Genomic DNA, 23,872 nt, shown 5'->3' on the forward strand with positions numbered 1-23,872 from the left:
TAGATCTTTCAGGGGTTCGCCGACCCCTGATTACTCTCCGCGATAGGGTCTTCGCGTTCCGTGTTCACGACGCGAAGGCCCTTTTTCGTGACCGACCGCGAAAGCACCACCCGGGTCATCTACCTGGGCGGCCTCGGGCGCAGTGGCACCACACTGCTCGAGCGGCTCCTGGGCGAGCTGCCGGGTGTGGTCGCGCTCGGCGAGGTCGTGCACCTCTGGGAAAGGGGCGTGCTCGCGGGGGAGCTCTGCGGGTGCGGCGTGGCCTTTCCCGACTGTCCCTTCTGGCGGCAGGTGGGGGAGCGGGCGTTCGGCGGGTGGAGCCAGGCGCTGGCGGGCAAGGTCCTGACGCTGCGGCGCCGGGTCGACCGCACGCGCAGGATCGCGCGGATCGCGCATCCCGACCTGGCCGAGTACGTGCAGGCGTACCGGCTCCTGTACGAGGCCGCGGGCGCGCCGGTCGTGATCGACTCCAGCAAGCACGCGTCGCTGGCCTGCTGCCTGGTGGCCGCCGGGGTGGACGTACGGATCGTCCACGTGGTCAGGGACCCGCGCGCCGTCGCCCACTCCTGGGCCAGGACGGTGCGGCGCCCCGAGGACGGGCAGCCCATGACCCGGTGGCGGCCCGCCCACACGGCCGTCCACTGGACGGCCCAGAACGCCGCGCTCGAGCTCCTGCCGGGGCGCGGGGCCCGCGTCACCAGGGTCCGCTACGAGGACCTCCTCGCCGCGCCCGGGCCCACGCTCACCTCCCTGGCGCTCGGGCTCGGCCTGGCGGAGCCGGAGCTGCCGTTCCTGGAGGGCCGCACGGCCTGGCTCGGCCCCTCCCACACCGCGTCCGGCAATCCGATGCGCTTCCACGTGGGGCGGATCGAGCTGCGCCGGGACGACGCGTGGGTGACGGGCCTTCGTGACGGCGACCGCCGGGTGGTCAACGCCCTCACCTGGCCGCTCAGGGCCCGCTACGGCTACCGGGGGCTCGCATGACCCCCTCGGTAGGCGTGGTGATCCCGACCCGGGGCGACCGCCCGGCGCAGTTGCGCGAGGCGGTGGAGTCGGCGCTGGCCCAGGACTATCCAGGGCGCCTGTCCGTGGTGGTGGTCGCCGACGGCGCCGCCCCTGGGGACATCGAGGTGCCGGCCCCCGTACGCGTCCTGCCGAACACGCTCACCCCGGGCCTTCCCGGCGCCCGCAACACCGGCATCGCGGCCTGCGACACCGACCTCGTCGCCTTCTGCGACGACGACGACGTGTGGCTGCCCGGCAAGCTCGCCGCCCAGACGCGGGCGCTCGGCGAGCGCGGCGGCGAGTTCGCGAGCTGCGGCATCGAGGTGGAGTACGGGCAGCGCCGCGTGGCCCGCCTGGCCGGATGCGACACGGTGACGACCGACGATCTGGTCCGCTCGCGCATGGTGATGGTGCACTCGTCGACGTTCCTGTTCGAGCGCGGTGCGCTGCGGGTGGACGAGAGCGCCCCCAACGGCCAGAACGAGGACTGGGACCTGGCCCTGCGCGCCGCCGGACGCCGGCCGATCACCCATGTGGACCGCCCGCTCGTCCGGGTGCGCTGGGGCGGATCCCACTATGTCGCCCGATGGGCGGACCGCATTGCCGGGCTCGACTGGATGCTCGCCCGGCACCCCGAACTGGCCGTGGACCCGCGCGGCGCGGCACGGGTCTACGGCCAGCTGGCCTTCGGCCACGCGGCGCTCGGCCACCGCCGCGAGGCCGCCCGCTGGGCCCTGCGCGCCATGGGGGCCCGGGCCGGGGAGCCACGCGCCCCGATCGCCCTGGCGGTGGCGGCCGGCCTCATCTCCGCGACGGCGGTTCTTTCCGCCCTTCACCGTAGGGGGCACGGCATTTGACTCGCTCCGAGACCACCACTCCACACGTCCCGCTCCAACGCCTCCCCGAGGCCCCACCCCAGGACGCCACCCCCACACCCCTCGACGGGCCGCCCTGCGACCCACCGCTCCCCGACGGGCCGCCCGTCGGTGGCCCGCCATCGGCCGCGCCACCCGAGGGACGCGCGGGGGAGCGGACGGCGGGGCAGGCCGAGGGACGGCAGGCGGGTGCCGCGTCCGAGGGACGAGCGGGGGTGCAGGTCGAGGTGCGTCGGGCGAGCGGGTGGGTGACCGGCGGTGAAGGGCTGCGGGTGGTGCCCGGCCGCTGGTGGGAGCGGGTGCGGGTGGGTGGGATCGGCGTGGACGCGCTCACCGAGGACGAGGTGGTCCGGTGGGTGGAGGCCGAGCTGGAGGCCGGCCGGGGCGGCCGGATCGTCACCCCGAACGTCGACATCTGCCGCGCCGCCGCCACCGACCCCGCCCTCCGGGAGCTCGTGTGCACCGCCGAGCTGGCGGTGACCGACGGGATGCCGCTGGTGTGGGCGGCCAGGCTGCTCGGCACCCCGGTGCCGGAGCGGGTCACGGGCGCGGACCTCATCTGGTCGCTCAGCAAGCTCGCCGCCCGCCGGGGCTGGCCCGTCTACCTGTTGGGCGGCCCCCCTGGCGTGGCGCGCAGGGCCGCCAAGGAGCTCACGAGCTGCCACCCCAGGCTGCAGGTGTGCGGGGTCCACGCGCCGCCGTACCACTTCGACACCACTCCCGAGGGAAGCGCGCGCGTCCGGAGGATGGTGGCCGCCGCCCGGCCGAGGGTGGTGTTCGTCGGGCTCGGGTTCCCCCGGCAGGACCGGCTCATCGCCGACCTGAGGGAGGAGCTGCCGGAGGCGTGGTTCGTGGGGTGCGGGGCGGCGATCGCGTTCGCCGCCGGCACGGTCTCCAGGGCGCCGGAGTGGATGCGCAGGGCCGGGCTGGAGTGGGCGTACCGGCTGGGCTGCGAGCCGGGGCGGCTGGCGCGCCGCTATCTGGTCGACGACCTGCCGTTCGCCGTACGGCTGCTGGGAAGCTGCCTGGTCTCGCGCCTCATGAGGTGAGGGCGCGGACCCGGGCGGCGTCCTGCGAGCTGAGCCCTCGGGCGGCGTCGTCGAGCGCGCGGCGGGAGTCCATGGGGCGGTAGGCCGTGCGGGACAGGCCCGACCAGGCGAACCCCGTGCCCGCCCCGGAGGGGCCCGTGCAGGCCCGCGTGATGCGGCGTTCGGCCGCGGGCGTCCATGGCAGGCCGGCGTAGGCGTACAGGCCGCGGAAGCCGGTCAGCGGGTCGGCGGCCAGCGACTCGTACGAGGTGACGCGGACGCCGGGTGTGCGGTCCAGGATCGCGCGGGTCGCCCGCCACAGCGCGGCCGCCTTGGCGACGCGGTCCTGGGAATCGACGAGCGCGCGCAGCTCCAGCAGCTCGGGGTGGTCGCGGACGAGGAGCGGTTGTTCGAGCAGCTCGTGGAAGTAGACCGTCCATCCGAGCCGCTGCCAGCTCGCCACGAACGACACCGGATCCCGCACCAGCGCGATCACCCGGCAGCCCAGGGAAGCGGCGAACCAGCCCGCGCTCAGCACCGCGAACGGGTCGTCCAGCAGCGCCCGGCGGCCCGCCAGGCGGCCGAAACCGAAGGCGGTGCCGTAGCGCAGCAGGCGGGCCAGGTCGTACGGGGAGCGGTTCGCGCGCAGCTCGGAGAACCAGCGGTAGCGCAGGGCCACCGTGTCGCGGAAGGCGGGCAGCCAGTCGGCGGCGTTGTCGTCGCAGATGTACTGGAACCGGTGGGTCACGGTGGCCCTGAGCACTCCCGGGCAGCGGCCGGGCGGGTGCTGCGGGTTGAGCGGCTCGTTGACGTAGACCAGGTCGCCGCCGGCGGCGAGCATCTTGCCGGTCCAGCTCGTACCACTTCTCGGCAACCCGGTCACCAGGACCGGCGCTCTCACGCCACTCTCCCGCCGCGGAGAGCAGGCAGGGTGTGGCGGCCGAAGGGGTGCAGGCCGTAGCGGCGGTGCAGTTGCCACAGCGGGAGGAGGTTCTTGACGAGCACGCCGCCCGACCAGCCGATGACCGCCCCGAGCGCGCCGTGCACAGGAATGAGGGCCACGTCCAGCGCCACCGTGCAGGTGAGCGCCGCCACCAGGTTGAGCAGGCTCGTGCCCGTGTGCCCGGCGGCCGTCAGCACGACGTCGACCATCCCGCAGGCCGTCGCCACCATCATGGTGCCCGCCAGCACGAGCGCCACCGGGACCGCGGACCCGTACGTGGGGCCGAAGAGCCGCAGCAGCCACGGCGCCAGCGCCGCGTACGCCAGCCACACCGGCCACGTCAGCAGCACCAGCCAGATCGTGGCGGTCTGGTAGAGCTCACCGGCCCGCGCCCGCTCGCCGTCCGCGAGCGCGCTCACCAGCCGAGCCTGTACGGCCTGCGCCAGCCCCTGGTTCGCGAGCTGCCCGACCACCTTGAACCGGGTGGCGGCCGTGTAGACGGCGGCCTGCGCGGGCCCGCCGAGCAGCGCGACGACCACGATGTCCAGCCGCTGGAACACCGCCTGGATCGCCCCCGCGACCGACCGGGGAGCCGTGTGCCGCCACAGGTCGCGAGCCGTCCCGGGCAGGTACGGGGTCCGCGGCACCCGCCCCCGCAGCCCCGCCCAGGCGATGACCGCCGCCAGCGCGTACGGCGCCCCCCACGCCACCGGCAGCCACGAGACCGCCCCCGCCAGCGCGGCGCAGGTGACCAGCGCGAGCTGCGAGAACGGCACCAGCAGCCCGTCCACGAGCACGGTGGGCCGCATGGCTCCGAACCCCCGGGTGGCGGCCAGCAGCACGTCCCCCACCACCATGACGGGCAGGATCGCGGCGACCGGGCCCAGCCGCGGGTACAGCACGACCCCCGCGACGCAGGAGGCCACCGCACAGGGCACGAGAGCCGCCCGGATATATCCGGATATGCCGAGGTAGTCGTAGGTCTTCGCCCGCGCGATGAAGAACACGAGCCCGTTCCCCGCGTCCAGCTTGGCGATCCCCGCCGCCATGAGGGCCATCGCGGTGACCGTGAAGAACGCCCCGGCGTCGGCCGGACTGAACGCCCTGGTCACCACCATCACGAGCACGAACTGCGCGACCGCGCCGCAGCCCGCCCCCAGCACCCCCGCGATCCCGCCGCGCCGCAGCCGCCGGTCCGCGACGGCGGTCATCGCCGCCACGAAGGCTCACCGCCCAGCCACCGCACCAGCCGGGCGTCGTACGGCTCGAAGTGGTCGCGCAGCTTCCGCGCCAGCACCCGGGGCACCGGCCGCGGCAGGGGGCGCCCGTTGTGCCGCTCGAACGACGGATAGCCCAGATGCGGCACGCCCAGGAACGCCAGCACCTGGTCGTACGCGGTCTCCGGCTCGGCGAAGAACCGATGGCTGTCGAGCACCAGGATCCGCTCGCGACCGACCAGGGTCTCCAGCCGGTCGAGCTGGTCGGCGTAGCGTCCACGGGCCATGTACGCGTGGTGGCGATGGGAGTGGTGCAGGGAGAAGGGCGACTCGCGCATGGCCTCCTCGGCCCCCGCCAGCCGCTCGGGCTCCAGCTCGATCGCGTGCTCGAACAGCGACTCCGTCTCGTAGCCCCTGGCCAGCTCGTGGGCGTGGGCCGAGCAGGCCCGCGCGACCGGATCGCGTACCAGCACGATCAGCCGCACCCCGGGCAGGTCGGCCGCGATCCGCTCCCTGGCCAGCGGATGGAACACGTAATAGGGGGACGACTCGAACGCCAGCGCCCGCGAGCCGTACCGGTGCTCGACCAGCCCGGCGCTCATCCGCAGCGGGAAGTGCGCCTGGTACCAGTGCAGTCCTCGCGCGTAGCCGACGTCGAAGTAGTGCACCCCCTTGTGCAGCACCGGCTTGAGCAGCAGCGGATGCTGGGCCAGCGCACGGTACAGCGAGGTCGTGCCGCACCGCTGCGCCCCCGCGATCAGGAACGACGGCAGCACCCGGGCCCCCGACGTGATCCTGCCCGTGGCGCGTGACAGCGACAGCACAGACCGCTTCATGGTCTTCACGTGAGCAGCTCCTCGTGGTCGACGGCCGGGTTGAGCCAGGTCTCCGGCGGCCCGAGCGGCGCGTGCCCGTCGGCGGCGTGCCGGTCGGCCAGCGCGATGAGATAGTGCAGCGCGGTCTGCTTGGCCACCGCGGCCGATACCCCCAGGGGCGCCAGCTCGCGGGCGGCCCGCGCCACGCACGCCCGCGCCGCGACCGGCGGGGACATCCTGCGCAGGGCCCGCTGGAAGAAGTAGTGGACGGCGTCGAAGCCGTAGGGGACGCCGACCTCGTACCGCTCCCAGTCCCACACCAGCAGCCGGCCGTCGGGGGACGGGCACATGTTCCAGGGCGCGAGATCCCCGTGCCAGGCCGTGGACGGCCCTCCGGTGGCGGCGATCTCCCTGACCGCGTCGAGCAGCAGCGGCCGCGGCACCCGGCCGCGCCGCACCGGCAGCGGCGACAGCGCCAGCACCGCCAGCCCCCGCCAGCTGCCGTGGTGCAGCACGGCGGGCGGGACCACCGTGTCCAGCGCCAGCCCGGCCAGCCTGCACAGGGTCGCCGCCTCGGCGCTGATCAGCGCTCGCGCCCGGGCGCTGTCGCCGATCTTCACGAACGCCAGCAGCCGCCCGCCCGAGCGGGCCTCCAGGACGGGCTTGCGGTTGGCCCGCGCGGCCGGCCGCACGTGCAGGACGGTCTCTACGGACTGTCCGAAGACCTCGCCCAGGTAGGTGGCGATGGACCCCTCGCTCGGGACGACGATCCGGGACCAGGGGTGCCACCAGCGGCGCGGCACCATCCGCCGGGGCACGGCGGAGTGCGGCAGCACGGTGTACGCCCGGGGCGACCCCGACCCCGGATACAGCAGCCGCACGGTCTTCTCGAGATAGCCGAGCCGGATGGCGGCGTCCTTCACGTGACTTCCCCTCGGCTGTTGCGCCACAGCAGGGCGAACGAGATGAGATAGAGGCTGAGCGGGGTGACCAGGCCGTCGTAGACGAACATGTAGAGCAGCACCAGCCCCATCACCAGCACCCCGGCCAGCCCGACCGGGCTGCGGTCGGCCCAGTGGCGGCGGATCGCGCCCACGAAGAACGCCACGTAGAGCACGGCCCCGGTGAACCCCTGCGTGATGATCAGCAGCCAGAGCTGGCCGTCGCTGCCCAGCGGCGGGTGCCCGCAGCCCTCGCACCACTGGGTGCGGCCCGTGGTGATCGTGCGATGGTTGCCCATGGCGTTGCGCGTGTTGCCGTACCCGATGAGCGGCGAGTGGCCGGCGGCCGCGACGGTGGCCGTCACGGTGAAGGCCCTGATGTCGTTGGAGTGCGGCCGGTCCAGCCGCTGCGCGACCAGCGGCGCGAGCGGGCTCAGCGCGAAAGCCGCCGCCGCCACCGCGACGACCCCGCAGAGCGCCACCCTGGTCCGGCCCCGCACCCGTACGATCAGGTACGCGACGGCCAGGCCGAGCCCGATCCACAGGCCGCGGTTGAGCGAGTAGACGACGGGGATCGCGGCCAGGGCTACCACGGCGGCCACGAAGACCTTCCGCCGCCGCCCCCCGTACACCCACCACCCGACCACGAACCACACCAGCAGCACCGACAGGTTGCTGCCCCACGCGTTGGCCCACTCGAACGGCGCCTCCGGCCTGGGGGAGGCGAAGCCCAGCACCTTCTGCGTCTGGGCGGCGGTGGGGTGGATGAGGTTCTGCACGAACGAGTTGGAGCCCACCCAGTCGGGCAGCAGCAGCTCCACCGGCGAGGTGAACGCGAACGAGGGGACGAACACGCCGAGCAGCCCGCCTGCGACCGTCGTGACGAACAGCACGCCGAGCATCCGCACCAGGCGCAGCTGCGGCAGCTCGCGCTCGGTGAGATTGCCCAGGTAGAGCACCATGATCAGGATGGCGGTGTAGAGCGCAAGCCGCATGGCGTAGCCGACGATCCGGCCGGGCCCGATCTCGCCGTACGTGCCCGGCGGCATCTCCGACAGCATGAGCCCGCTCACCAGGTAGCCGGCGAGCAGCAGCAGCCACAGCCCGAACCCGCGCGGCACCCTGATCGGCCGGCGCCGCCACAGCACCACCGCCATCGGCACCGCCACCACGATCACCGACAGCCCGCCGAACCCCAGCGCCCACCACACCGGATAGCCGACGAGCAGCGCCGCGATCGGCCACGCGGCCCTGCTCACGTCGGCTGGCCGGGGCGCCGCGGGTGCATGGGCATGGGCGTGGTCTCGCCCATGTCCAGCTCGCCCGTGGCGACGAGCTTGCCGAGCGGGGTGTGCGTGCGCGGCTCCAGCAGCGGCACGAACGACGGCAGCGCGTCGGTCACCGTCACCACGCCGATGACGGGCACGTCGTGCCTGGCGAGCTGCCGTACGGCCGCCGCGACGCGGACGGAGGTGGTCCGGCCGAGCCCCACCAGCAGCAGTGCCGCGTCCGCCCTGGACAGGTCGCGCACGTCGGAGCCGTCGAGCACGGTCAGAGGCATGTTGACGGCCACCGGGTCGCCGGACTCCTCCAGGTCGGGCGGCAGGATCCGGACCAGCAGCCGCTTGCCTGGACACGCGGCCACCGCGGCGCAGGCCAGCTCGTGGGCCACGCCGGGCTCGCGCGGGCTCGACAGGTCGCCCAGCACGGGCAGGCCGGTCAGCCGCTCGACGTCGGCGACCGTGCGCAGCCGCCGGTCGAGCCGGTCACGGGCGTAGGCGGCGGCCGAGCCTACGAGCAGCCCGGCCATGAGGCCGGTGCCGAGGTAGAGGGGCAGACTGGGCGAGCTGGGCGCGGTCGGCGGGGCGGCCTGGCTGATGACCGTGCCGGGGGTCACCGCGACCGTCCTGAGCGCGTCGTAGCGCAGCGCGAGCCCGGCGGCCTGCCGGTTGAGCACGCTCTCCCGCTGGGTGGCGATCGTGTGCTCGGGAGTGCCCTTGGACAGCCCGGCGAGCTGCTTGATCACCGCGTCGAGCGCGGTGTTGACCTGCTTGAGCTTGCCCAGCACCACCTGCTGCTGGGCGGTCAGCGCGGCCAGCGCGCTCTCGCGGCGGTTGGCCAGGTACGCCTGGGCGTACGCGCGGGACTGGGCCGCGGCGCCCCCGGCGTCGGCGGCCGTCACCGAGATCCACAGCACCGCCGAGTTGGGCGGCACCGAGACCTCGACGGGCTCCGGGGTCTCGACCCGCAGCGTCCTGGCCGCCCGCGCCGCGACCACGGCGGACTGCGCGACCTGGGCCTCGGTGTCGAGGTTGAGCGCCTCGCGCTGGCGGCTGGTCACCTGGTTGGCCGGCTCCTGCGGGCCGATCGGCATGACGAGCACCTGCGTGGTCGCGGTGTAGGCGGGCGGCGTGAGCCGCATGAGCGCGAGGCCGGCGGTGCCGCCGAACACGACGCAGCCCACCAGCAGCAACCATCGCCTGCGCAGCAGTGAGAGGTGCTCGTCCAGGTCCGTGCCGGAGCTCATTGGGGAGGGTCTCCTGGAATTGCGTCGAGATGTGCGCCCACTATAGGGCGGACGATTATCAGCCAAGCCTAATACCCAAGATTTTCTGCAGAATGGCACAAGGTAAAGGCAGCTATAAAAGGAAATGTCCGGAAAATTCCTTGGGCCATATACCCATCGCGAGCTGGTGAGACCCGGCACACTTGCTGAAGTTCCCGGAACGGCATGGCAAGGATCCGGTTTGATAGGCGGGGGTCGTTCGACGAGGGGGTTGAAAGGCTTTGCAGCTACGGGGAATTTCTCACAACACCACCAACGCGGCGCTCATTCTGGCCGTGATCGCGATGCTCGCCGCCTGTTCCACGGCGGAGGGCTCCAACGCCCGCGCGCCCGTAGCGATCAAGGAAGCCTCGGGCTCGCCCTCCTGCACGGCCACCTCCAGGCTCATCCCGTCCTGCGGCGCCTGGTGGGGCATCGCGCCGGAGGTCTTCACCGGGGCCCCGCTGGACCAGGCCCTGCACAGCGCCGAGTCGCGCATGGGCGCCGCCGCCGACGTGGTCCACGTCTACCACCGGGGCAGCGAGCTGTTCCCCACGCCCGCCGAGATCAGGCTGGCCCGCGACCCGGCCAGGCCCCGGCTGCTCATGGTCAACTGGAAGCCCTCGCTCGACCACACCTGGGCCGAGATCGCCGGCGGGGAGCTCGACGCCCGGATCGACCGGCTGGCCGGATACCTCAGGCGCACCTTCCCCGAGCGGTTCTTCCTCACCCTCCACCACGAGCCGGAGAACGACGTGGACGAGTCGTCGGGCTCGGGCATGCAGGCCACCGACTACGCGGCCATGTTCCGGCACGTCGTGGCCAGGCTGCGGGCCGAGGGGGTGAAGAACGCCGTCATGGTCATGACGTACATGGGGGCGCCCAACTGGGCGGCGGAGCCGTGGTTCGAGGACCTCTACCCGGGTGACGACGTGGTCGACTGGGTCGGCATGGACCCGTACGCCGACGGCCGGGTCGAGGACTTCGAGGGGCTGGTGAACAAGACCCGCAAGGAATATCCGGACTGGCCGGGGTTCTACCGGTGGATGCAGGCGCGCTTCCCCGGCAAGCCGGTCATGGTGGCCGAGTGGGGGGTGTTCGAGCGGAGGGACGACCGGGGATTCAAGCGGGCGTTCTACGAGTCGGTGCGGCGGCAGATCAAGCGATATCCGCAGATCAAGGCGCTGCTGTACTTCGACTCGCCGCAGGCGCCGCGCGGCGACACCAGCTTCGACACCGGCTCGGGGGCCGACCACGCGTTCACCGAGCTCGCGCGAGATCCTTATTTTCGCTCGACGCCCGTCCCGAGGCCCTGACCCGCCATCCCGCGACCGTCACCGCCGCGGCGGTGACGAGGGCCCAGATGGTGAGGGTGTTGCTCACGTTGAGCAGTTTGAGCGCGGAGGCGAGCAGGACGATGGCCAGCAGCGCCCGGATCAGGCCGCCGGGGGCGCGCGAGGAGATCCGGGCGCCGAGGTAGACGCCCGGGATCGAGCCGATGAGCAGCGACAGCGTGAGGTCCAGCTGGAAGTCGCCGAACAGCAGGTGCCCGAGCGCGGCGGAGGCCACCAGCGGTACGGCCTGGACGAGGTCGGTGCCGACGAGCTGGTTGGCCTTGAGCGCCGGGTAGAGGACGAGCAGGGCCACGATGATCAGCGATCCGGATCCGACGGACGAGACACCCACGACCAGTCCGCCCACCGTACCGACCAGTAGGGTCGGAATTGGGCGCACGACGATCTCATGGGCGCTCGACGTGCCTCCCCGCGCGCCGAGCCAGCTCTTGAGCGCCATGCCGGCGACGGCCAGCAGGAGCGCCACGCCGAGCGCGTACTTGACCGCGTCGGTGACCGCGAACGCGCGGGCCAGGAACACCCCGCAGAAGGCGGCCGGCACCGAGCCCGCGCACAGCCAGCCGACCAGGCGCAGGTTGACCGTGCCCCGGCGCAGGTGCACGAAGCTGCCGACCGGCTTCATGACGGCCGAGGCGACCAGGTCGCTGGAGACCGCGGCCAGCGGCGGGACGTTGAAGAACAGCATCATCATCGGCGTCATGAGCGCCCCGCCGCCCATCCCGGTCAGCCCGACCACGATCGCGACGAGGAAGGACCCGAGGATCAGGGGGAAGTCGATCAACGAACCCAGCCTCCAGACCGCAGCGTCCCCAGGACCTGGGAGACGGCCGCGTCGATCGAAACGTGCGTGGTGTCGATGACCAGCTCGGCGTCGTCCGGCTCCTCGTAGGGGTCGGAGACGCCGGTGAACTCGGGGATGAGGCCGGCGCGCGCCTTGGCGTACAGGCCCTTGCGGTCGCGCCGCTCGCACTCCTCCAGCGGCGTCGCGACGTGCACGAGCAGGAAGTCGGCCCCGACCGACTCGACCATCTCGCGCACCTCCTCGCGGGTGGCCGCATAGGGGGCGATGGGCGCGCAGATGGCCAGGCCGCCGTGGCGGGCGGCCTCGGCGGCGACGAAGCCGATGCGGCGGATGTTCAGGTCGCGGTCGGCCTTGGAGAACGTCAGGCCCTTGGACAGCAGGTGGCGTACGACGTCGCCGTCGAGGTAGGTCACCGTGCGGCTGCCGAGCTCCAGCAGCGCGTCGCGCAGGCCGCGGGCGATCGTGGACTTGCCCGAGCCGGACAGGCCGGTGAAGAAGACCACGAGGCCGCGGCGGTGCGGCGGGCCGGGGATGTGCACGGGGTCGGGGCCGGCCAGGTGCTCGGCGGCGCCGTAGGCGGTGGCGACGTGCTCGCGCAGCTCCAGGTCGATCTCGGGCTCCTCGCGGGGCGCCAGGGGCACGGAGACGACGATCGTGTCCTCCGGCAGCTTCTCCTTGGCCCGGAGCGCGGCGCGTACGACCGCGGGGCCCGGCTCGCCGTACGAGAGGGGGAGCAGCACGATCAGCGCGTCGAGCTCCTTGGCGGTGGCGACGATCTCGGAGAGGTCGTCGAGAGGCCCCCGCATGGTGACGGCCAGCGCGGGACGCCCGCCGAGCTCGGCCTTGACCTCGGCCGGAGTACGCCGCAGGCGCGCGAACGGGCCGTGCTCGGGCGTGCCGAGGCCCTTGACCGGCCCCGAGGTCAGTCCGTCGGGCTCCTGGGCGGCCACCGTGAGGGCGGCCAGCGGCAGGCCCTCGGGGTCGAGCAGCGTTACCTCGTCGCCGGGTGAGAGGTCGGCGGACACGTGGAGCGTGACGGGCGCGGGCCACGGCGTGCCGTCGGCGAGCGTGCCCCGCTCGTGCACCGAGTGCAGGTCATCGTGGCCCAGGAACCCGGTCAGCGACTCGAAGGCACCTGAGAGCAGCAGCTCGAGGTCGGCCAGCTCGCGCGCATCGGGGGTCCACTCCACGGCTCCAACATCCCAACTATTCCGATTGAATTGGTAGGGATGGAGTCTACCGATTGATGCAAGTCTGCCGCTAGAGGACCCGGGCGAAGTGGTGCTGCGGCTTCCTGATCACCATGGTGATCTCGTCGTGGGTGGCAGGGTAGCGGCCGTTGCTCAGCTTGGACGCCAGCGCCACCGCGGCGACGGTGAGCCTGCGCCGGCGGGCCGGGCCGCTGGTGTTGCGCTCGTCGTCGGTGATCATGAGGCCGCGGCTGAGGCAGAAGGCGTAGATGCCGTCGCTCGACGCCAGCGGCTCGTACACGCTGGGCAGCGGGCCCGGGGTGCCGGGCGTCACGAGCATGCGCCAGAACATGCGGCGCACCAGCGACGGCGTGATCCGGTCGAGCAGCCCGTAGGCGGAGCGGCGGTCGCGCATCCGCAGCAGCACCAGGCCGCCCGGGCGCAGGGACTGCAGCAGCCGGTCGAACACCAGCTCCGAATGCTTGATGCGCTCCAGCAGGAAGGACAGCTGGATCACGTCGTACGACCTGGGCGGCAGCGGCACGCAGCGCAGGTCGCCCAGCGACCACGACACCAGGTCGGCGCGCTCCCCGAGCACTGCCCTGATCGCCGGGATCTCCTCGTCGGCCCCGGTGGCCCTCGTCTCGATCTCGCCCAGGTCGAGCGGCTCGTCGTGCGCGCACCCGGCGACCAGCACGTCGAGCCGCCTGCCGGGCAGCCCGGACCAGTGCTCGCGGACCCGTTGACCGAAGAGGTCGCCCCGCTGGGCGACCGATCGCACCTCAGACATGTCACCTACAGTAATCACTCGAACGGTTTCAGTGAGCCATTTCCTCGCTAGCATCCTTCCCCGTGAACGGCGAGGTTTACGTAGGAAATGCGGGCGTCGATGCGGCCATGGACCGGGGCTGGCTCCTGGGTCATTTCAAACCCCTCGGCGACCCAAGGCACAGTGACGACGTGGAGATCAAATGGGGTGTCCACGCGCCCGGCGAGGAGCGCGCGGAGTGGGTCAAGGGGGAGGCGCGCACGGCCCTGCTGGTGCTTATCAGCGGCCGGTTCCGGGTGGAGCTGCCGGGCCGCAGCGTGCTGCTGGCCGAGCCGGGTGACTACGTGGTCTGGGGCAAGGGCGTCGACCATTCGTGGCGCGCGGAGGAGGCCTCGACCGTGCTCACCGTCCGCTGGCCCTCCGTGCCTGGTTACCGGGCCAAATGATCGGGCCAGGTAGTCGGGCCAGGTAATCGGGCGGCTGAGTTACGCCTGCGAGTACCCTTGGAGAGAACCCCCGCGACCTGACCCGGCCGGGGGTAGTCGTGTTGCCGTCGTGGGGCTGTGGGCGTATCTGATGAGTCTTTCCGGGCTACTTGACCTTGTTCGCGCCGACCCGAAGCTGACCGCCGCTCTCGAAGAGGGCGGCGACGTCGCGCTGATCGCGCCGGTCGCGCTGAGGCCGTTCGGCGTGGCCGCGCTGGCCACGCACGACCAGCGGGCCGTGCTGGCCGTCACCGCGACGGGCCGTGAGGCGGAAGACCTCGCCGCCGCGCTGACCAGCCTCATCGAGCCCAGCTCGGTGGCCGTGTTCCCGGCCTGGGAGACGCTGCCGCACGAGCGGCTCTCGCCGCGCAGCGACACCGTGGGGCAGCGGCTGGCGGTGCTGCGACGGCTGGCGCACCCGATCAAGGGTGACAGCGCGGCCGGGCCGCTCAGCGTGATCGTGGCGCCGATCAGGGCGCTGCTGCAGCCGATCGTGAAGGGGCTCGGCGACCTGGAGCCCATCCGGCTGCGCGCGGGCGACGACGCCGACCTCGACGAGGTCGTCGACCGCCTGGTGACCAACGGCTACCACCGCGTCGACATGGTGGAGAAGCGCGGCGAGGTGGCCGTGCGCGGCGGGCTGCTCGACGTGTTCCCGCCGACCGAGGAGCACCCGCTGCGGCTGGAGTTCTGGGGCGACACGGTCGAGGAGATCCGCTGGTTCAAGGTGGCCGACCAGCGCTCGCTGGAGGCGGCCGAGGAAGGGCTGTTCGCGCCGCCGTGCCGCGAGCTGCTGCTGACCGACGAGGTCAGGGCCCGGGCGGCGGAGCTGGCCGAGGAGCACCCTGCGCTGGCCGAGGTGCTCGACCAGCTCGCCGAGGGCACGCCGGTCGAGGGCATGGAGGCGTTCGCGCCCGTGCTGGCCGGCGAGATGGACCTGCTGCTCGACCACCTGCCGGTCAGGTCCGCCGTCTTCGTGTGCGATCCCGAGCGGATCAGGGGGCGGGCCGAGGAGCTCGTACGCACGTCGCAGGAGTTCCTCGAGGCCTCCTGGATCAACGCGGCGGCCGGCGGCGAGGCGCCGATCGACCTGGGCGCGGCGGCGTTCCGCACGCTGGAGGAGATCCGCGACCACGCCGACGCGCTGGGCCAGCCGTGGTGGACGATGGCGCCGTTCGGCGGCGGGGTCGAGCTCGACGCGCAGGACTCCGAGGCCTACCGGGGCGACACCGCCAAGGCGCTGGCCGACATCAAGGGCTGGCTGGCGGAAGACAAGGCCGTCGTGCTGCTCAGCGAGGGCCACGGGCCGGCCGAGCGGATGGTCGAGCTGCTCAAGGGCGTCGACGTGCCCGCCAGGCTGCAGCAGTTCCTGGACAAGGCGCCCGAGCCCAAGGTCGTCCACGTCAGCACGGGCCTGATCGAGCACGGCTTCATCACGTCCAACCTGGCCGTGCTCACCCACCTCGACCTGGTCGGGCAGAAGGCGTCCACCAAGGACATGCGGCGCCTGCCGTCGCGCCGGCGCAACATGGTCGACCCGCTCCAGCTCAAGGTCGGCGACCACGTGGTGCACGAGCAGCACGGCGTGGGCCGCTACATCGAGATGGTCCAGCGCACGGTCCAGGGCGCCACCCGCGAATACCTGGTCATCGAATACGCCAAGGGCGACCGGCTCTACGTGCCGACCGACCAGCTCGACGAGGTCACCCGCTACGTCGGCGGCGAGGCGCCCACGCTCAACCGCATGGGCGGCGCCGACTGGGCCAAGGCCAAGTCCCGGGCGAAGAAGGCGGTCAAGGAGATCGCGGGGGAGCTGATCAGGCTCTACTCCGCCCGCATGGCCTCGCCGGGCCACGCTTTCGGGGACGACACGCCGTGGCAGCGGGAGATGGAGGACGCCTTCCCGTACGCCGAGACCGGCGACCAGCTGGAGGCCATCGACGAGGTCAAGCGCGACATGGAGCGCGGCGTCCCGATGGACCGGCTGATCTGCGGCGACGTCGGCTACGGCAAGACAGAGATCGCGGTGCGGGCGGCGTTCAAGGCGGTGCAGGACGGCAAGCAGGTGGCCGTGCTGGTGCCGACGACGCTGCTGGTCCAGCAGCACATGTCCACCTTCACCGAGCGGTTCTCCAGCTTCCCCGTCACGCTCAAGCCGGTCTCCCGGTTCCAGACCGACGGCGAGGTCAAGGGCACGCTCGAAGGGCTCAGATCGGGCGCCGTCGACGTCGTGATCGGCACGCACCGGCTGCTCAGCCCCGAGGTCCGGTTCAAGGACCTGGGGCTGATCATCATCGACGAGGAGCAGCGGTTCGGCGTCGAGCACAAGGAGGCGATGAAGCACCTGCGCACGCAGGTCGACGTGCTGGCCATGTCGGCCACGCCGATCCCGCGCACGCTGGAGATGGGCCTGACCGGCATCCGCGAGATGTCCACGATCCTCACGCCGCCGGAGGAGCGGCACCCGATCCTCACGTTCGTGGGGCCGTACGAGGAGAAGCAGATCGGGGCCGCGATCAGGCGCGAGCTGATGCGCGACGGGCAGATCTTCTTCGTGCACAACCGGGTGGCCTCGATCAACCGCGTGGCCGCGCGGCTGCGCGAGCTGGTGCCCGAGGCGCGCATCGCGGTGGCGCACGGGCAGATGAACGAGCACCAGCTCGAGAAGATCATGGTGGGCTTCTGGGAGCGGGAGTACGACCTGCTGGTCTCCACCACGATCGTCGAGTCCGGGCTCGACGTGCCCAACGCCAACACGCTGATCGTCGACCGGGCCGACAACTACGGCCTGTCGCAGCTGCACCAGCTGCGCGGGCGCGTCGGGCGGGGCAGGGAGCGCGGTTACGCCTACTTCCTCTACCCGCCGGAGAAGCCGCTGACCGAGACCGCCCACGAGCGGCTGGCCACGATCTCGCAGCACACCGAGATGGGCGCGGGCATGTACGTCGCCATGAAGGACCTGGAGATCCGCGGCGCGGGCAACGTGCTGGGGGCCGAGCAGTCCGGGTTCATCGCGGGCGTCGGCTTCGACCTGTACGTGCGGCTGATGGCCGAGGCCGTGCAGGAGCAGAAGGCCAAGCTCGACGGCGGCGAGGCGCAGGAGGAGCAGCCGGACGTCAAGGTCGAGCTGCCGATCAACGCCCACATCCCGCACGACTACGTCACCTCCGAGCGGCTGCGGCTGGAGGCGTACAAGCGGATCGCGGCCATCGCCACCCCCGCCAACATCGACGAGGTGCGCGAGGAGCTGACCGACCGCTACGGCAAGCCGCCGGCGGAGGTGGACAACCTGCTGGAAGTGGCCAAGTTCCGGATCAGGGCGCGCCAGGCCGGGCTCACGGACGTGACGCTGCAGGGCCAGAACATCAAGTTCGGCCCGGCCAGGTTGAAGGAGTCGCAGCAGGTCCGGCTCGACCGGCTCTACAAGAAGGCGATATACAAGCAGGCGGCCGAGACGCTGCTGGTGCCGGTGCCCAAGACCAAGCCGCTCGGCGGGCAGCCGCTCCGGGATCTCGACCTGCTCAAATGGTGCGGTGACCTGGTCGAGGCGATGTTCCTCGAGCCAGCGCGGGTAAGCTAGCGGCGGTTTTCGGTCGGAAAGGGACGCACGTGAAGTCGATACGAGTGGCTGTGGCCGCTGCCGCGGTGGGCATCGCGCTGACCGCCTGCTCCTCCCCCCTGCAGGCCGGCGCCGCGGCCGTGGTGGGCAAGGAGCGCATCTCGACGAGTCAGCTCAACAAGGACGCGGAGGCCTACAAGGCCGCGCTGAAGCAGAACAAGCTGGACGAGACGGCGCTCGGCGTGCCGGTCAGCCAGTACGTGCTTCAGCGGCTGGCCGACATCAGCGCCGCCAGGCAGCTGATGGCGCGCAACAACGTCCAGGTGACCGAGAAGGAGATCGACGCCAAGCTCCAGGACCCCGGCCAGTACCAGTCGGCCCAGATCAACCTGCTGGCCCTGGGCGTCGCGCCCAGCTACGCCCGCGAGTACGCGCGCACGGCGGTCGGGATGGCCAAGCTGCAGCAGCAGGCCGGCCAGGGCGGGATCGACAAGCTCCGCCAGGACTTCGCCTCGATCAAGACGACCTTCAACCCCCGCTTCGGCGTGGTCAACACCAACCCGTCGCAGGAGAACCCGTCGCTGTTCGTGGACGCCGGTAGGTTCGGCAAGGCCACCACGCAGCAGGCGCAGCCGCAGCAGCAGGGCTGAGCCGTGCCGCTGACCGTCGTCACCACCTCGCCCAGGGTCCCGCCGGGCCTGCTGAGCCATCAGGCCTGGCAGGTGCTGCGCTCGGGTCCGGTGCTGACCGGCTCCGCCGCGCATCCGCAGCTGCCCTACCTGGCGGAGGCGGGGGTGACGGTCGAGGTCGTGGAGCCCGACCCGCGCGGGCTGGCCGCGCGGGCCGTGGGCGAGAGCGTGGTGTGGCTCGCCTCGGCCTCCGAGAAGGAGGACGAGGAGTTCATGCGCGCGGTCGGGCACGCCGCGATCGCGCTCGAGGAACCGCCGCTGATCGAGGTGGTGCCGGGCTCGTACGACCTGCCCGGGGCGCGGGTGCTCGACCTGGTCGCCGTGATGGACCGGCTGCGGACCGAGTGCCCCTGGGACCGCAAGCAGACGCACGAGACGCTGGTGCCGTACCTGCTCGAAGAGGCGTACGAAGTGCTGGAGACCATCGAGCAGGGCGACTACCCGGCACTCCGCGAGGAGCTGGGCGACCTGCTGCTGCAGGTGGTCTTCCACGCGCGGGTGGCCGCGGACTTCGACATGGACGACGTGGCGGCCGGGATCGTCGAGAAGCTGGTGCGCCGCCATCCCCATGTCTTCGGCTCGGTACGCGTGGAGAGCGCCGACGAGGTCAACGACAACTGGGACGCGATCAAGGCGGCCGAGCGGGCCGCCAAGGGCCGGGAGTCGGCGCTGGACGGCGTGCCCATGGGGCAGCCCGCGCTGTCGCTGGCCGCCCAGCTCCTGCGCCGGGCCGAGCGGGCCGGGGCGCCCGACGCGCTCGCGGCGGCCGTCGGGCAGGGGGTGGCCCGGGAGCTGTTCGACCTGGTCCGCCGCGCCGCCGAGGCCGGTCTCGACGCCGAGGCCGAGCTGCGGGCGGCCGCCCGTACGTATCGGGACCGGGTGCGCGCCTGGGAATCGGCCTGATCCGTCGGTGCGCGGTGACCGTGCGGTCCCGCGTCCGGGGGTACCGATAGGCTCTGATGGCATATCGCCTTTCACTTAGGAGCGCAATCCCGTGGCTACCATCGAGGTCGTATACGCCCGCGAGATCCTCGACTCCCGAGGCAACCCCACGGTCGAGGTCGAGATCGTGCTCGACGACGGCAGCACCGGCCGCGCGGCCGTGCCGAGCGGGGCGTCCACCGGCCAGTTCGAGGCGGTCGAGCTGCGTGACGGCGGCAAGCGTTACGGCGGCAAGGGCGTGGAGAAGGCCGTCCTCGCCGTGACCGACGAGATCTTCGAGGAGATCAACGGCATCGAGGCCGAGGACCAGCGCATCATCGACCAGATCATGATCGACCTGGACCGCACGCCCAACAAGGCCAAGCTCGGCGCCAACGCCATCCTGGGCGTCTCGCTGGCCGTCGCGAAGGCCGCCGCCGACAGTGCCGACCTGCCGCTCTTCCGCTACGTCGGCGGTCCCAACGCCCACGTGCTGCCCGTGCCGATGATGAACATCCTCAACGGCGGCGCCCACGCCGACACCAACGTGGACATCCAGGAGTTCATGATCGCGCCGATCGGGGCGGAGACGTTCCGCGAGGCCGTGCGCATGGGCACGGAGGTCTACCACGCGCTCAAGAGCGTGCTCAAGGAGAAGGGCTACGCCACGGGCCTCGGCGACGAGGGCGGCTTCGCGCCCAACCTGCCGTCCAACCGCGACGCGCTCGACCTGATCCTGGTCGCCATCGAGCGGGCCGGCTACGTGCCGGGCGAGGACGTGGCGCTGGCGCTCGACGTGGCCGCCTCCGAGTTCCACAAGGACGGCGTCTACACGATCGACGGCAAGGGCCTGTCGGCGCAGGAGCTGATCGAGTTCTACGCGGACCTGGTCGCCAACTACCCGCTCGTCTCCATCGAGGACCCGCTCGACGAGGAGGACTGGGCCGGCTGGAAGGCCATCACCGAGGCGCTCGGCGACAAGGTGCAGCTCGTGGGCGACGACCTGTTCGTCACCAACCCCGAGCGGCTGGAGCGCGGCATCAAGGAGGGCACCGCCAACGCCCTGCTGGTCAAGGTCAACCAGATCGGCACGCTGTCGGAGACCCTCGACGCCGTGGACATGGCCCACCGCAACGGCTACAAGTGCATGATGAGCCACCGCTCCGGTGAGACCGAGGACACGACGATCGCCGACCTGGCGGTCGCGGTCAACTGCGGCCAGATCAAGACCGGCGCCCCGGCCCGTTCGGACCGGGTGGCGAAGTACAACCAGCTGCTGCGCATCGAGGAGCTCCTCGACGACGCCGCCCGCTACGCGGGTCGCGCCGCCTTCCCGCGCTTCCGGCGCTAGGTTTTTGCGAGGGAGCGCCGTCGTTTTCCCCGCCATGGAGGGAGCGCAGCGACCGGAATGGTGGGGAAAACGACGGCTCCAGGGCGACCGAGCCCGCCTCGCGAAGTGAGGCCATAAGCAGGGGGTGTCAAGCAATGGCTAAGAGACCGCAGCTGACCGGGCGGGCCGCCATCCTGGCCGTCGTGGTGTGCGCGATCGCGATGAGCCTGGCCTACCCTGTCCGCGAGTACATCAGCCTGCGCCGCAGCATCGCCGAGCATCGGGCGGAGAAGGCCAGGGTCGAGGCGGAGAAGCAGACGCTGCTGGAGCGCGACCGGCAGAGCGACGATCCCAACTGGATCAAGAAGACGGCCAAGGAACGGCTGCACTACTGCGGGCCCGGCGAGAAGTGCTACGTGGTGATGGACCAGCAGCAGATCAAGGAGCCGGCGGCCGTGCAGCAGGCGCCGGCGCCGCCGCCGTGGTACCAGACGCTCTGGGAGTCGGTGGAGGCCGCCGACAAGGGCACCGGCCGCCGGGCCGTGACGGGGAAGGAAAGTGTTGGACAGTCCTGAGCGCAGGAGCTCGGCCCGAGAGAGCGAGGGACGAGCCAACGAGGGCCGAAGCGGGCGCGACCATGAGCGCGACGTCGAGACAGTGCGACTGCAGCTCGGGCGGCCGCCCAGGGGGTTGCGCGGGGTGGCGCACCGCTGCCCGTGCGGCAACCCCGACGTGGTGGAGACCGCGCCGAGGCTGCCCGACGGCTCGCCCTTCCCGACTCTCTACTACCTGACCTGCCCCAAGGCGGCCTCGGCCATCGGCACGCTCGAAGGCTCGGGGCTGATGCGGGAGATGCAGGCCCGGCTGGCCGGCGATCCCGAGCTGGCCGCCGCCTACCAGGCCGCGCACGACGACTACGTCGCCAGGCGCGACGAGGCCGCCAAGGAGGAGGGCCTGGAGCCGCTGCCGCGCGACATGCAGAGCACGGGCGGCATGCCGCTGCGGGTCAAGTGCCTGCACGCGCTCGTCGCGCACGAGCTGGCGGCGCCCGGCAGCAACCCGTTCGGCAGGGAGGCGCTCGACGCCCTCCCCGACTGGTGGAGTGACGGACCATGCGTGTAGCCGCCGTCGACTGCGGCACCAATTCCGTACGCCTGCTCATCGCCGACGTGGGCGACGACCTCATCGAGGACATCGAACGGCGGATGGAGATCGTCCGCCTCGGCCAGGGTGTCGACAGGACGGGCAGGCTGGCCCCTGACGCCCTTGAGCGCACGTTCAAGGCCATGAGGGTCTACCGGGAGCTGATCGACCGGCACGGCGCCGTCAGGACGCGCGTGGTGGCCACCAGCGCGACCCGGGACGCGGCCAACAGGCAGGAGTTCGTGGACGGGGTCCGCGAGATCTTCGGGGTGGAGCCGGAGGTCGTGTCGGGGGCCGAGGAGGCGGAGCTCTCGTTCGTGGGGGCGACCAAGGGGCTGGTCCGGCTGTCGCCGGAGACCGAGATGCCGCAGGGGCCGCTGCCGCCGTACCTGGTGGTGGACATCGGCGGCGGGTCGACCGAGTTCGTGGTCGGCTCGGAGCACGCCGAGGCGGCGCTGTCGGTGGACATCGGCTGCGTGCGCCTGACCGAGCGGCACCTGAAGGACGCCGGCGATCCGCCCTCCGCGCCCGCGCTGGAGGCCGTGGTGGCCGACATCGAGGCGGCGCTCGACCGGGTCGAGGCGGAGGTGCCCGTGCAGCGGGCGCGCACGCTGGTGGGGCTGGCGGGTTCGGTGACGACGGTCGCGGGGATGGTGCTCGACCTGCCCGCTTACGACTCGGCCAGAATTCATCACTCGCGGATTTCGGCCGGGCAAGTGCATGACGTGACGCGACGGCTGCTGGCGATGACCCATGGTGAGCGTGCCGAGGTCCCGGTGATGCATCCGGGAAGAGTTGACGTGATTGGCGCCGGCGCGCTAATTCTTGACCGGATCGTTCGTCGTTTCGCGTTTTCGCAGGTCGTGGTGAGCGAACACGACATCTTGGACGGAATCGCCTGGTCCATCGCCCGATAGCTGAAGAAATCCGGACATTTCCGGTCTATGGGCTGTGTTGAGCGTGCAATCAGTATTGTGGTTAGGTAAAGGGGCATTACGGGGGCTTTGCCATATCGCTGTGCACGGAAGGTGCCGGCGTGGCGACCGTTCCCGGGCGCGTCTCTTCCCTCAAAGGAATGGAGCACTCTCACATGAAGTCTGTTGGGTTAGCACGTAAGGCGGCGGCGTTCGGCGCGTCCGCCGCGGTGCTGGCCGCCCTGGCCGCGGGCCTGGTCGCCAGCCCCGCCCAGGCGGCGACGGCCGCCACCACCAAGGCCGCTCCCAAGGTCTCGGTGTCGACGCCCGCGGTTTCCGGGGGCGACTACGAAGGGGCCTGCCCGGTCAAGGTCAACTTCTCGGCCAAGATCAAGGTTCCCGTCAAGGGCAAGACGGAGCTGGCCTACCGCTGGCTCCACGGCGACGGGTCCAAGGGCAAGGTCAAGGTGATCAAGCTCTCGGGCAAGGGCACCAAGTCGGTGACGGTCAGGCAGTCCATCACCTTCAAGGAAGACGTCAAGGGCTGGGAGGCCGTTCAGGTCCTCGGTCCGAAGAAGGTCACCTCGAAGAAGGGCTACTTCTCCGTCTCCTGCCAGGAGCAGAAGGAGGTGCGTTCGCACCTCGACGTGTCGGTGTCCGCCCGCGCATGGGCCAGCCCCGACTCGTACGCCGGCCCCTGCACCCCCGGCGACAAGATCGACTTCGTCGGCCTGATCGAGGCCAACCGCCCGACGTGGGTCCGCTACCGCTGGGTTCTCAACGGTGAAGTGGCCGACTACGGCAGGGTCAAGGTCTACGACACCCGCAAGGTCGGCTTCGGCATCTCCCCGCGTCACAGCCAGCGCGGCTGGGCGCAGCTGGAGATCCTGAGCCCCGAGGGCACCTCCTCCAACCGGGCCTACTACAAGGTCTGGTGCAAGGACGCGGCCCCGGCTCCCGCCCCCAAGGTCTCGGTTTCGAGTGCGTCGGTCTCCGGTACCCGGCTCGACATGTGCAACGACGGCCGTGGCCCCGGCGTGGACTTCAAGGCCACGCTGACCAGCACCGGCCCGACCACCGTGCAGTACTACTGGGTCGTCAACGGCGTCCGTGACCACAACACGCTGGAGCGTTCGGTCAACGGCAGCCTCGACGTGACCTGGGGTATCGGCGGAACGCAGAACTCCAACGAGACGAAGGGCACCATAGAGCTCGTCGTCATCAGCCCGAACGCCGCCTCCTCGGGCGTCGCCTCCTACTCGGCGACCTGCCCGCCGAAGGCCGGAGCCTAGGCTGACCGACCGGGTGGCAGCCCTCGCGGGCGCCACCCGGTTTTCTCGTTGCCA

22 protein-coding genes are annotated in these 23,872 nt (G+C 71.6%); 13 read left to right on the forward strand and 9 right to left on the reverse strand.

What is annotated here, in order from left to right; translation table 11 throughout:
• Nucleotides 1-87 precede the first annotated feature (87 nt).
• From ACIBI9_RS27215 to ACIBI9_RS27225, 3 genes are read left to right on the forward strand one after another with little or no spacing between them, the layout of a single operon-like run.
• A complete protein-coding gene (locus tag ACIBI9_RS27215) occupies nucleotides 88-984 on the forward strand; it encodes a sulfotransferase (protein ID WP_397225556.1) in 897 nt (298 codons plus the stop codon).
• The gene (locus tag ACIBI9_RS27220; protein WP_397225558.1) at nucleotides 981-1,862 is read left to right on the forward strand and encodes a glycosyltransferase family 2 protein; all 882 of its coding nucleotides are present in this window, start codon (nucleotides 981-983) and stop codon (nucleotides 1,860-1,862) included. Before ACIBI9_RS27215 ends, ACIBI9_RS27220 begins: the two co-directional genes overlap by 4 nt.
• Nucleotides 1,859-2,929 carry a WecB/TagA/CpsF family glycosyltransferase gene (locus ACIBI9_RS27225; protein ID WP_397225560.1) on the forward strand — a complete coding sequence of 357 codons (1,071 nt, stop codon included), beginning with the start codon at nucleotides 1,859-1,861 and terminating at the stop codon, nucleotides 2,927-2,929. The genes ACIBI9_RS27220 and ACIBI9_RS27225 overlap by 4 nt, the downstream gene beginning before the upstream one ends.
• Here the strand turns inward: ACIBI9_RS27225 and ACIBI9_RS27230 are convergent.
• The 6 genes from ACIBI9_RS27230 to ACIBI9_RS27255 are packed head-to-tail and all read right to left on the reverse strand — an operon-like array spanning nucleotide 2,919 to nucleotide 9,351.
• Entirely contained in the window at nucleotides 2,919-3,809 is an 891-nt protein-coding gene (locus ACIBI9_RS27230) for a sulfotransferase (protein ID WP_397225562.1), read from the reverse strand. The genes ACIBI9_RS27225 and ACIBI9_RS27230 overlap by 11 nt on opposite strands.
• The gene (locus ACIBI9_RS27235; RefSeq protein WP_397225564.1) at nucleotides 3,806-5,062 is read right to left on the reverse strand and encodes a lipopolysaccharide biosynthesis protein; all 1,257 of its coding nucleotides are present in this window, start codon (nucleotides 5,060-5,062) and stop codon (nucleotides 3,806-3,808) included. Before ACIBI9_RS27235 ends, ACIBI9_RS27230 begins: the two co-directional genes overlap by 4 nt.
• Entirely contained in the window at nucleotides 5,059-5,904 is an 846-nt protein-coding gene (locus ACIBI9_RS27240) for a sulfotransferase (RefSeq protein ID WP_397226065.1), read from the reverse strand. The genes ACIBI9_RS27235 and ACIBI9_RS27240 overlap by 4 nt, the downstream gene beginning before the upstream one ends.
• Before the next feature lie 5 nt (nucleotides 5,905-5,909).
• Nucleotides 5,910-6,806 (reverse strand): hypothetical protein, encoded by an 897-nt coding sequence (locus tag ACIBI9_RS27245; protein WP_397225566.1) that lies wholly within the window; start codon nucleotides 6,804-6,806, stop codon nucleotides 5,910-5,912.
• A complete protein-coding gene (locus ACIBI9_RS27250; RefSeq protein WP_397225568.1) occupies nucleotides 6,803-8,083 on the reverse strand; it encodes a hypothetical protein in 1,281 nt (426 codons plus the stop codon). The genes ACIBI9_RS27245 and ACIBI9_RS27250 overlap by 4 nt, the downstream gene beginning before the upstream one ends.
• The gene (locus ACIBI9_RS27255) at nucleotides 8,080-9,351 is read right to left on the reverse strand and encodes a Wzz/FepE/Etk N-terminal domain-containing protein (RefSeq protein ID WP_397225570.1); all 1,272 of its coding nucleotides are present in this window, start codon (nucleotides 9,349-9,351) and stop codon (nucleotides 8,080-8,082) included. Before ACIBI9_RS27255 ends, ACIBI9_RS27250 begins: the two co-directional genes overlap by 4 nt.
• Before the next feature lie 323 nt (nucleotides 9,352-9,674).
• Here ACIBI9_RS27255 and ACIBI9_RS27260 point away from each other — a divergent pair, with 323 nt between their 5' ends.
• Entirely contained in the window at nucleotides 9,675-10,685 is a 1,011-nt protein-coding gene (locus ACIBI9_RS27260; protein ID WP_397226067.1) for a glycoside hydrolase family 26 protein, read from the forward strand.
• Here the strand turns inward: ACIBI9_RS27260 and ACIBI9_RS27265 are convergent.
• The 3 genes from ACIBI9_RS27265 to ACIBI9_RS27275 form a co-directional block, all read right to left on the reverse strand.
• Nucleotides 10,630-11,505, reverse strand: coding sequence for a sulfite exporter TauE/SafE family protein (locus ACIBI9_RS27265; RefSeq protein WP_397225572.1), 876 nt, complete (start codon nucleotides 11,503-11,505; stop codon nucleotides 10,630-10,632). The genes ACIBI9_RS27260 and ACIBI9_RS27265 overlap by 56 nt on opposite strands.
• Nucleotides 11,502-12,716 (reverse strand): adenylyl-sulfate kinase, encoded by a 1,215-nt coding sequence (cysC, locus tag ACIBI9_RS27270; RefSeq protein ID WP_397225574.1) that lies wholly within the window; start codon nucleotides 12,714-12,716, stop codon nucleotides 11,502-11,504. The genes ACIBI9_RS27265 and cysC overlap by 4 nt, the downstream gene beginning before the upstream one ends.
• 70 nt (nucleotides 12,717-12,786) lie before the next feature.
• A complete protein-coding gene (locus tag ACIBI9_RS27275) occupies nucleotides 12,787-13,506 on the reverse strand; it encodes a class I SAM-dependent methyltransferase (protein ID WP_397225576.1) in 720 nt (239 codons plus the stop codon).
• Nucleotides 13,507-13,676: 170 nt separating this feature from the next.
• Between ACIBI9_RS27275 and ACIBI9_RS27280 the strand changes: the two genes are divergently transcribed.
• The 9 genes from ACIBI9_RS27280 (at nucleotide 13,677) to ACIBI9_RS27320 (ending at nucleotide 23,818) form a co-directional block, all read left to right on the forward strand.
• A complete protein-coding gene (locus ACIBI9_RS27280; protein ID WP_397225578.1) occupies nucleotides 13,677-13,931 on the forward strand; it encodes a signal peptidase I in 255 nt (84 codons plus the stop codon).
• Nucleotides 13,932-14,061: 130 nt separating this feature from the next.
• Entirely contained in the window at nucleotides 14,062-17,550 is a 3,489-nt protein-coding gene (gene mfd / locus ACIBI9_RS27285; RefSeq protein WP_397225580.1) for a transcription-repair coupling factor, read from the forward strand.
• Nucleotides 17,551-17,579: 29 nt separating this feature from the next.
• On the forward strand, nucleotides 17,580-18,179 hold the full coding sequence (locus ACIBI9_RS27290) for a hypothetical protein (protein ID WP_397225582.1): 600 nt from the start codon (nucleotides 17,580-17,582) through the stop codon (nucleotides 18,177-18,179).
• A 3-nt stretch (nucleotides 18,180-18,182) separates the two neighbouring features.
• Nucleotides 18,183-19,121, forward strand: a complete 939-nt coding sequence (locus ACIBI9_RS27295; protein ID WP_397225583.1) for a MazG family protein — start codon at nucleotides 18,183-18,185, stop codon at nucleotides 19,119-19,121.
• 91 nt (nucleotides 19,122-19,212) lie between these two features.
• The gene (gene eno, locus ACIBI9_RS27300) at nucleotides 19,213-20,490 is read left to right on the forward strand and encodes a phosphopyruvate hydratase (protein WP_397225585.1); all 1,278 of its coding nucleotides are present in this window, start codon (nucleotides 19,213-19,215) and stop codon (nucleotides 20,488-20,490) included.
• A gap of 134 nt (nucleotides 20,491-20,624) precedes the next feature.
• Nucleotides 20,625-21,044, forward strand: coding sequence for a septum formation initiator family protein (locus ACIBI9_RS27305; RefSeq protein ID WP_397225587.1), 420 nt, complete (start codon nucleotides 20,625-20,627; stop codon nucleotides 21,042-21,044).
• 82 nt (nucleotides 21,045-21,126) lie between these two features.
• Nucleotides 21,127-21,591 carry a DUF501 domain-containing protein gene (locus tag ACIBI9_RS27310; RefSeq protein ID WP_397225589.1) on the forward strand — a complete coding sequence of 155 codons (465 nt, stop codon included), beginning with the start codon at nucleotides 21,127-21,129 and terminating at the stop codon, nucleotides 21,589-21,591.
• The gene (locus tag ACIBI9_RS27315) at nucleotides 21,582-22,529 is read left to right on the forward strand and encodes an exopolyphosphatase (RefSeq protein WP_397225591.1); all 948 of its coding nucleotides are present in this window, start codon (nucleotides 21,582-21,584) and stop codon (nucleotides 22,527-22,529) included. The genes ACIBI9_RS27310 and ACIBI9_RS27315 overlap by 10 nt, the downstream gene beginning before the upstream one ends.
• 173 nt (nucleotides 22,530-22,702) lie before the next feature.
• Nucleotides 22,703-23,818: a hypothetical protein gene (locus tag ACIBI9_RS27320; RefSeq protein ID WP_397225593.1), complete on the forward strand. Its 1,116-nt coding sequence runs from the start codon at nucleotides 22,703-22,705 to the stop codon at nucleotides 23,816-23,818.
• Nucleotides 23,819-23,872: the final 54 nt, after the last annotated feature.

Source organism: Nonomuraea sp. NPDC050451 (genome assembly GCF_044458585.1).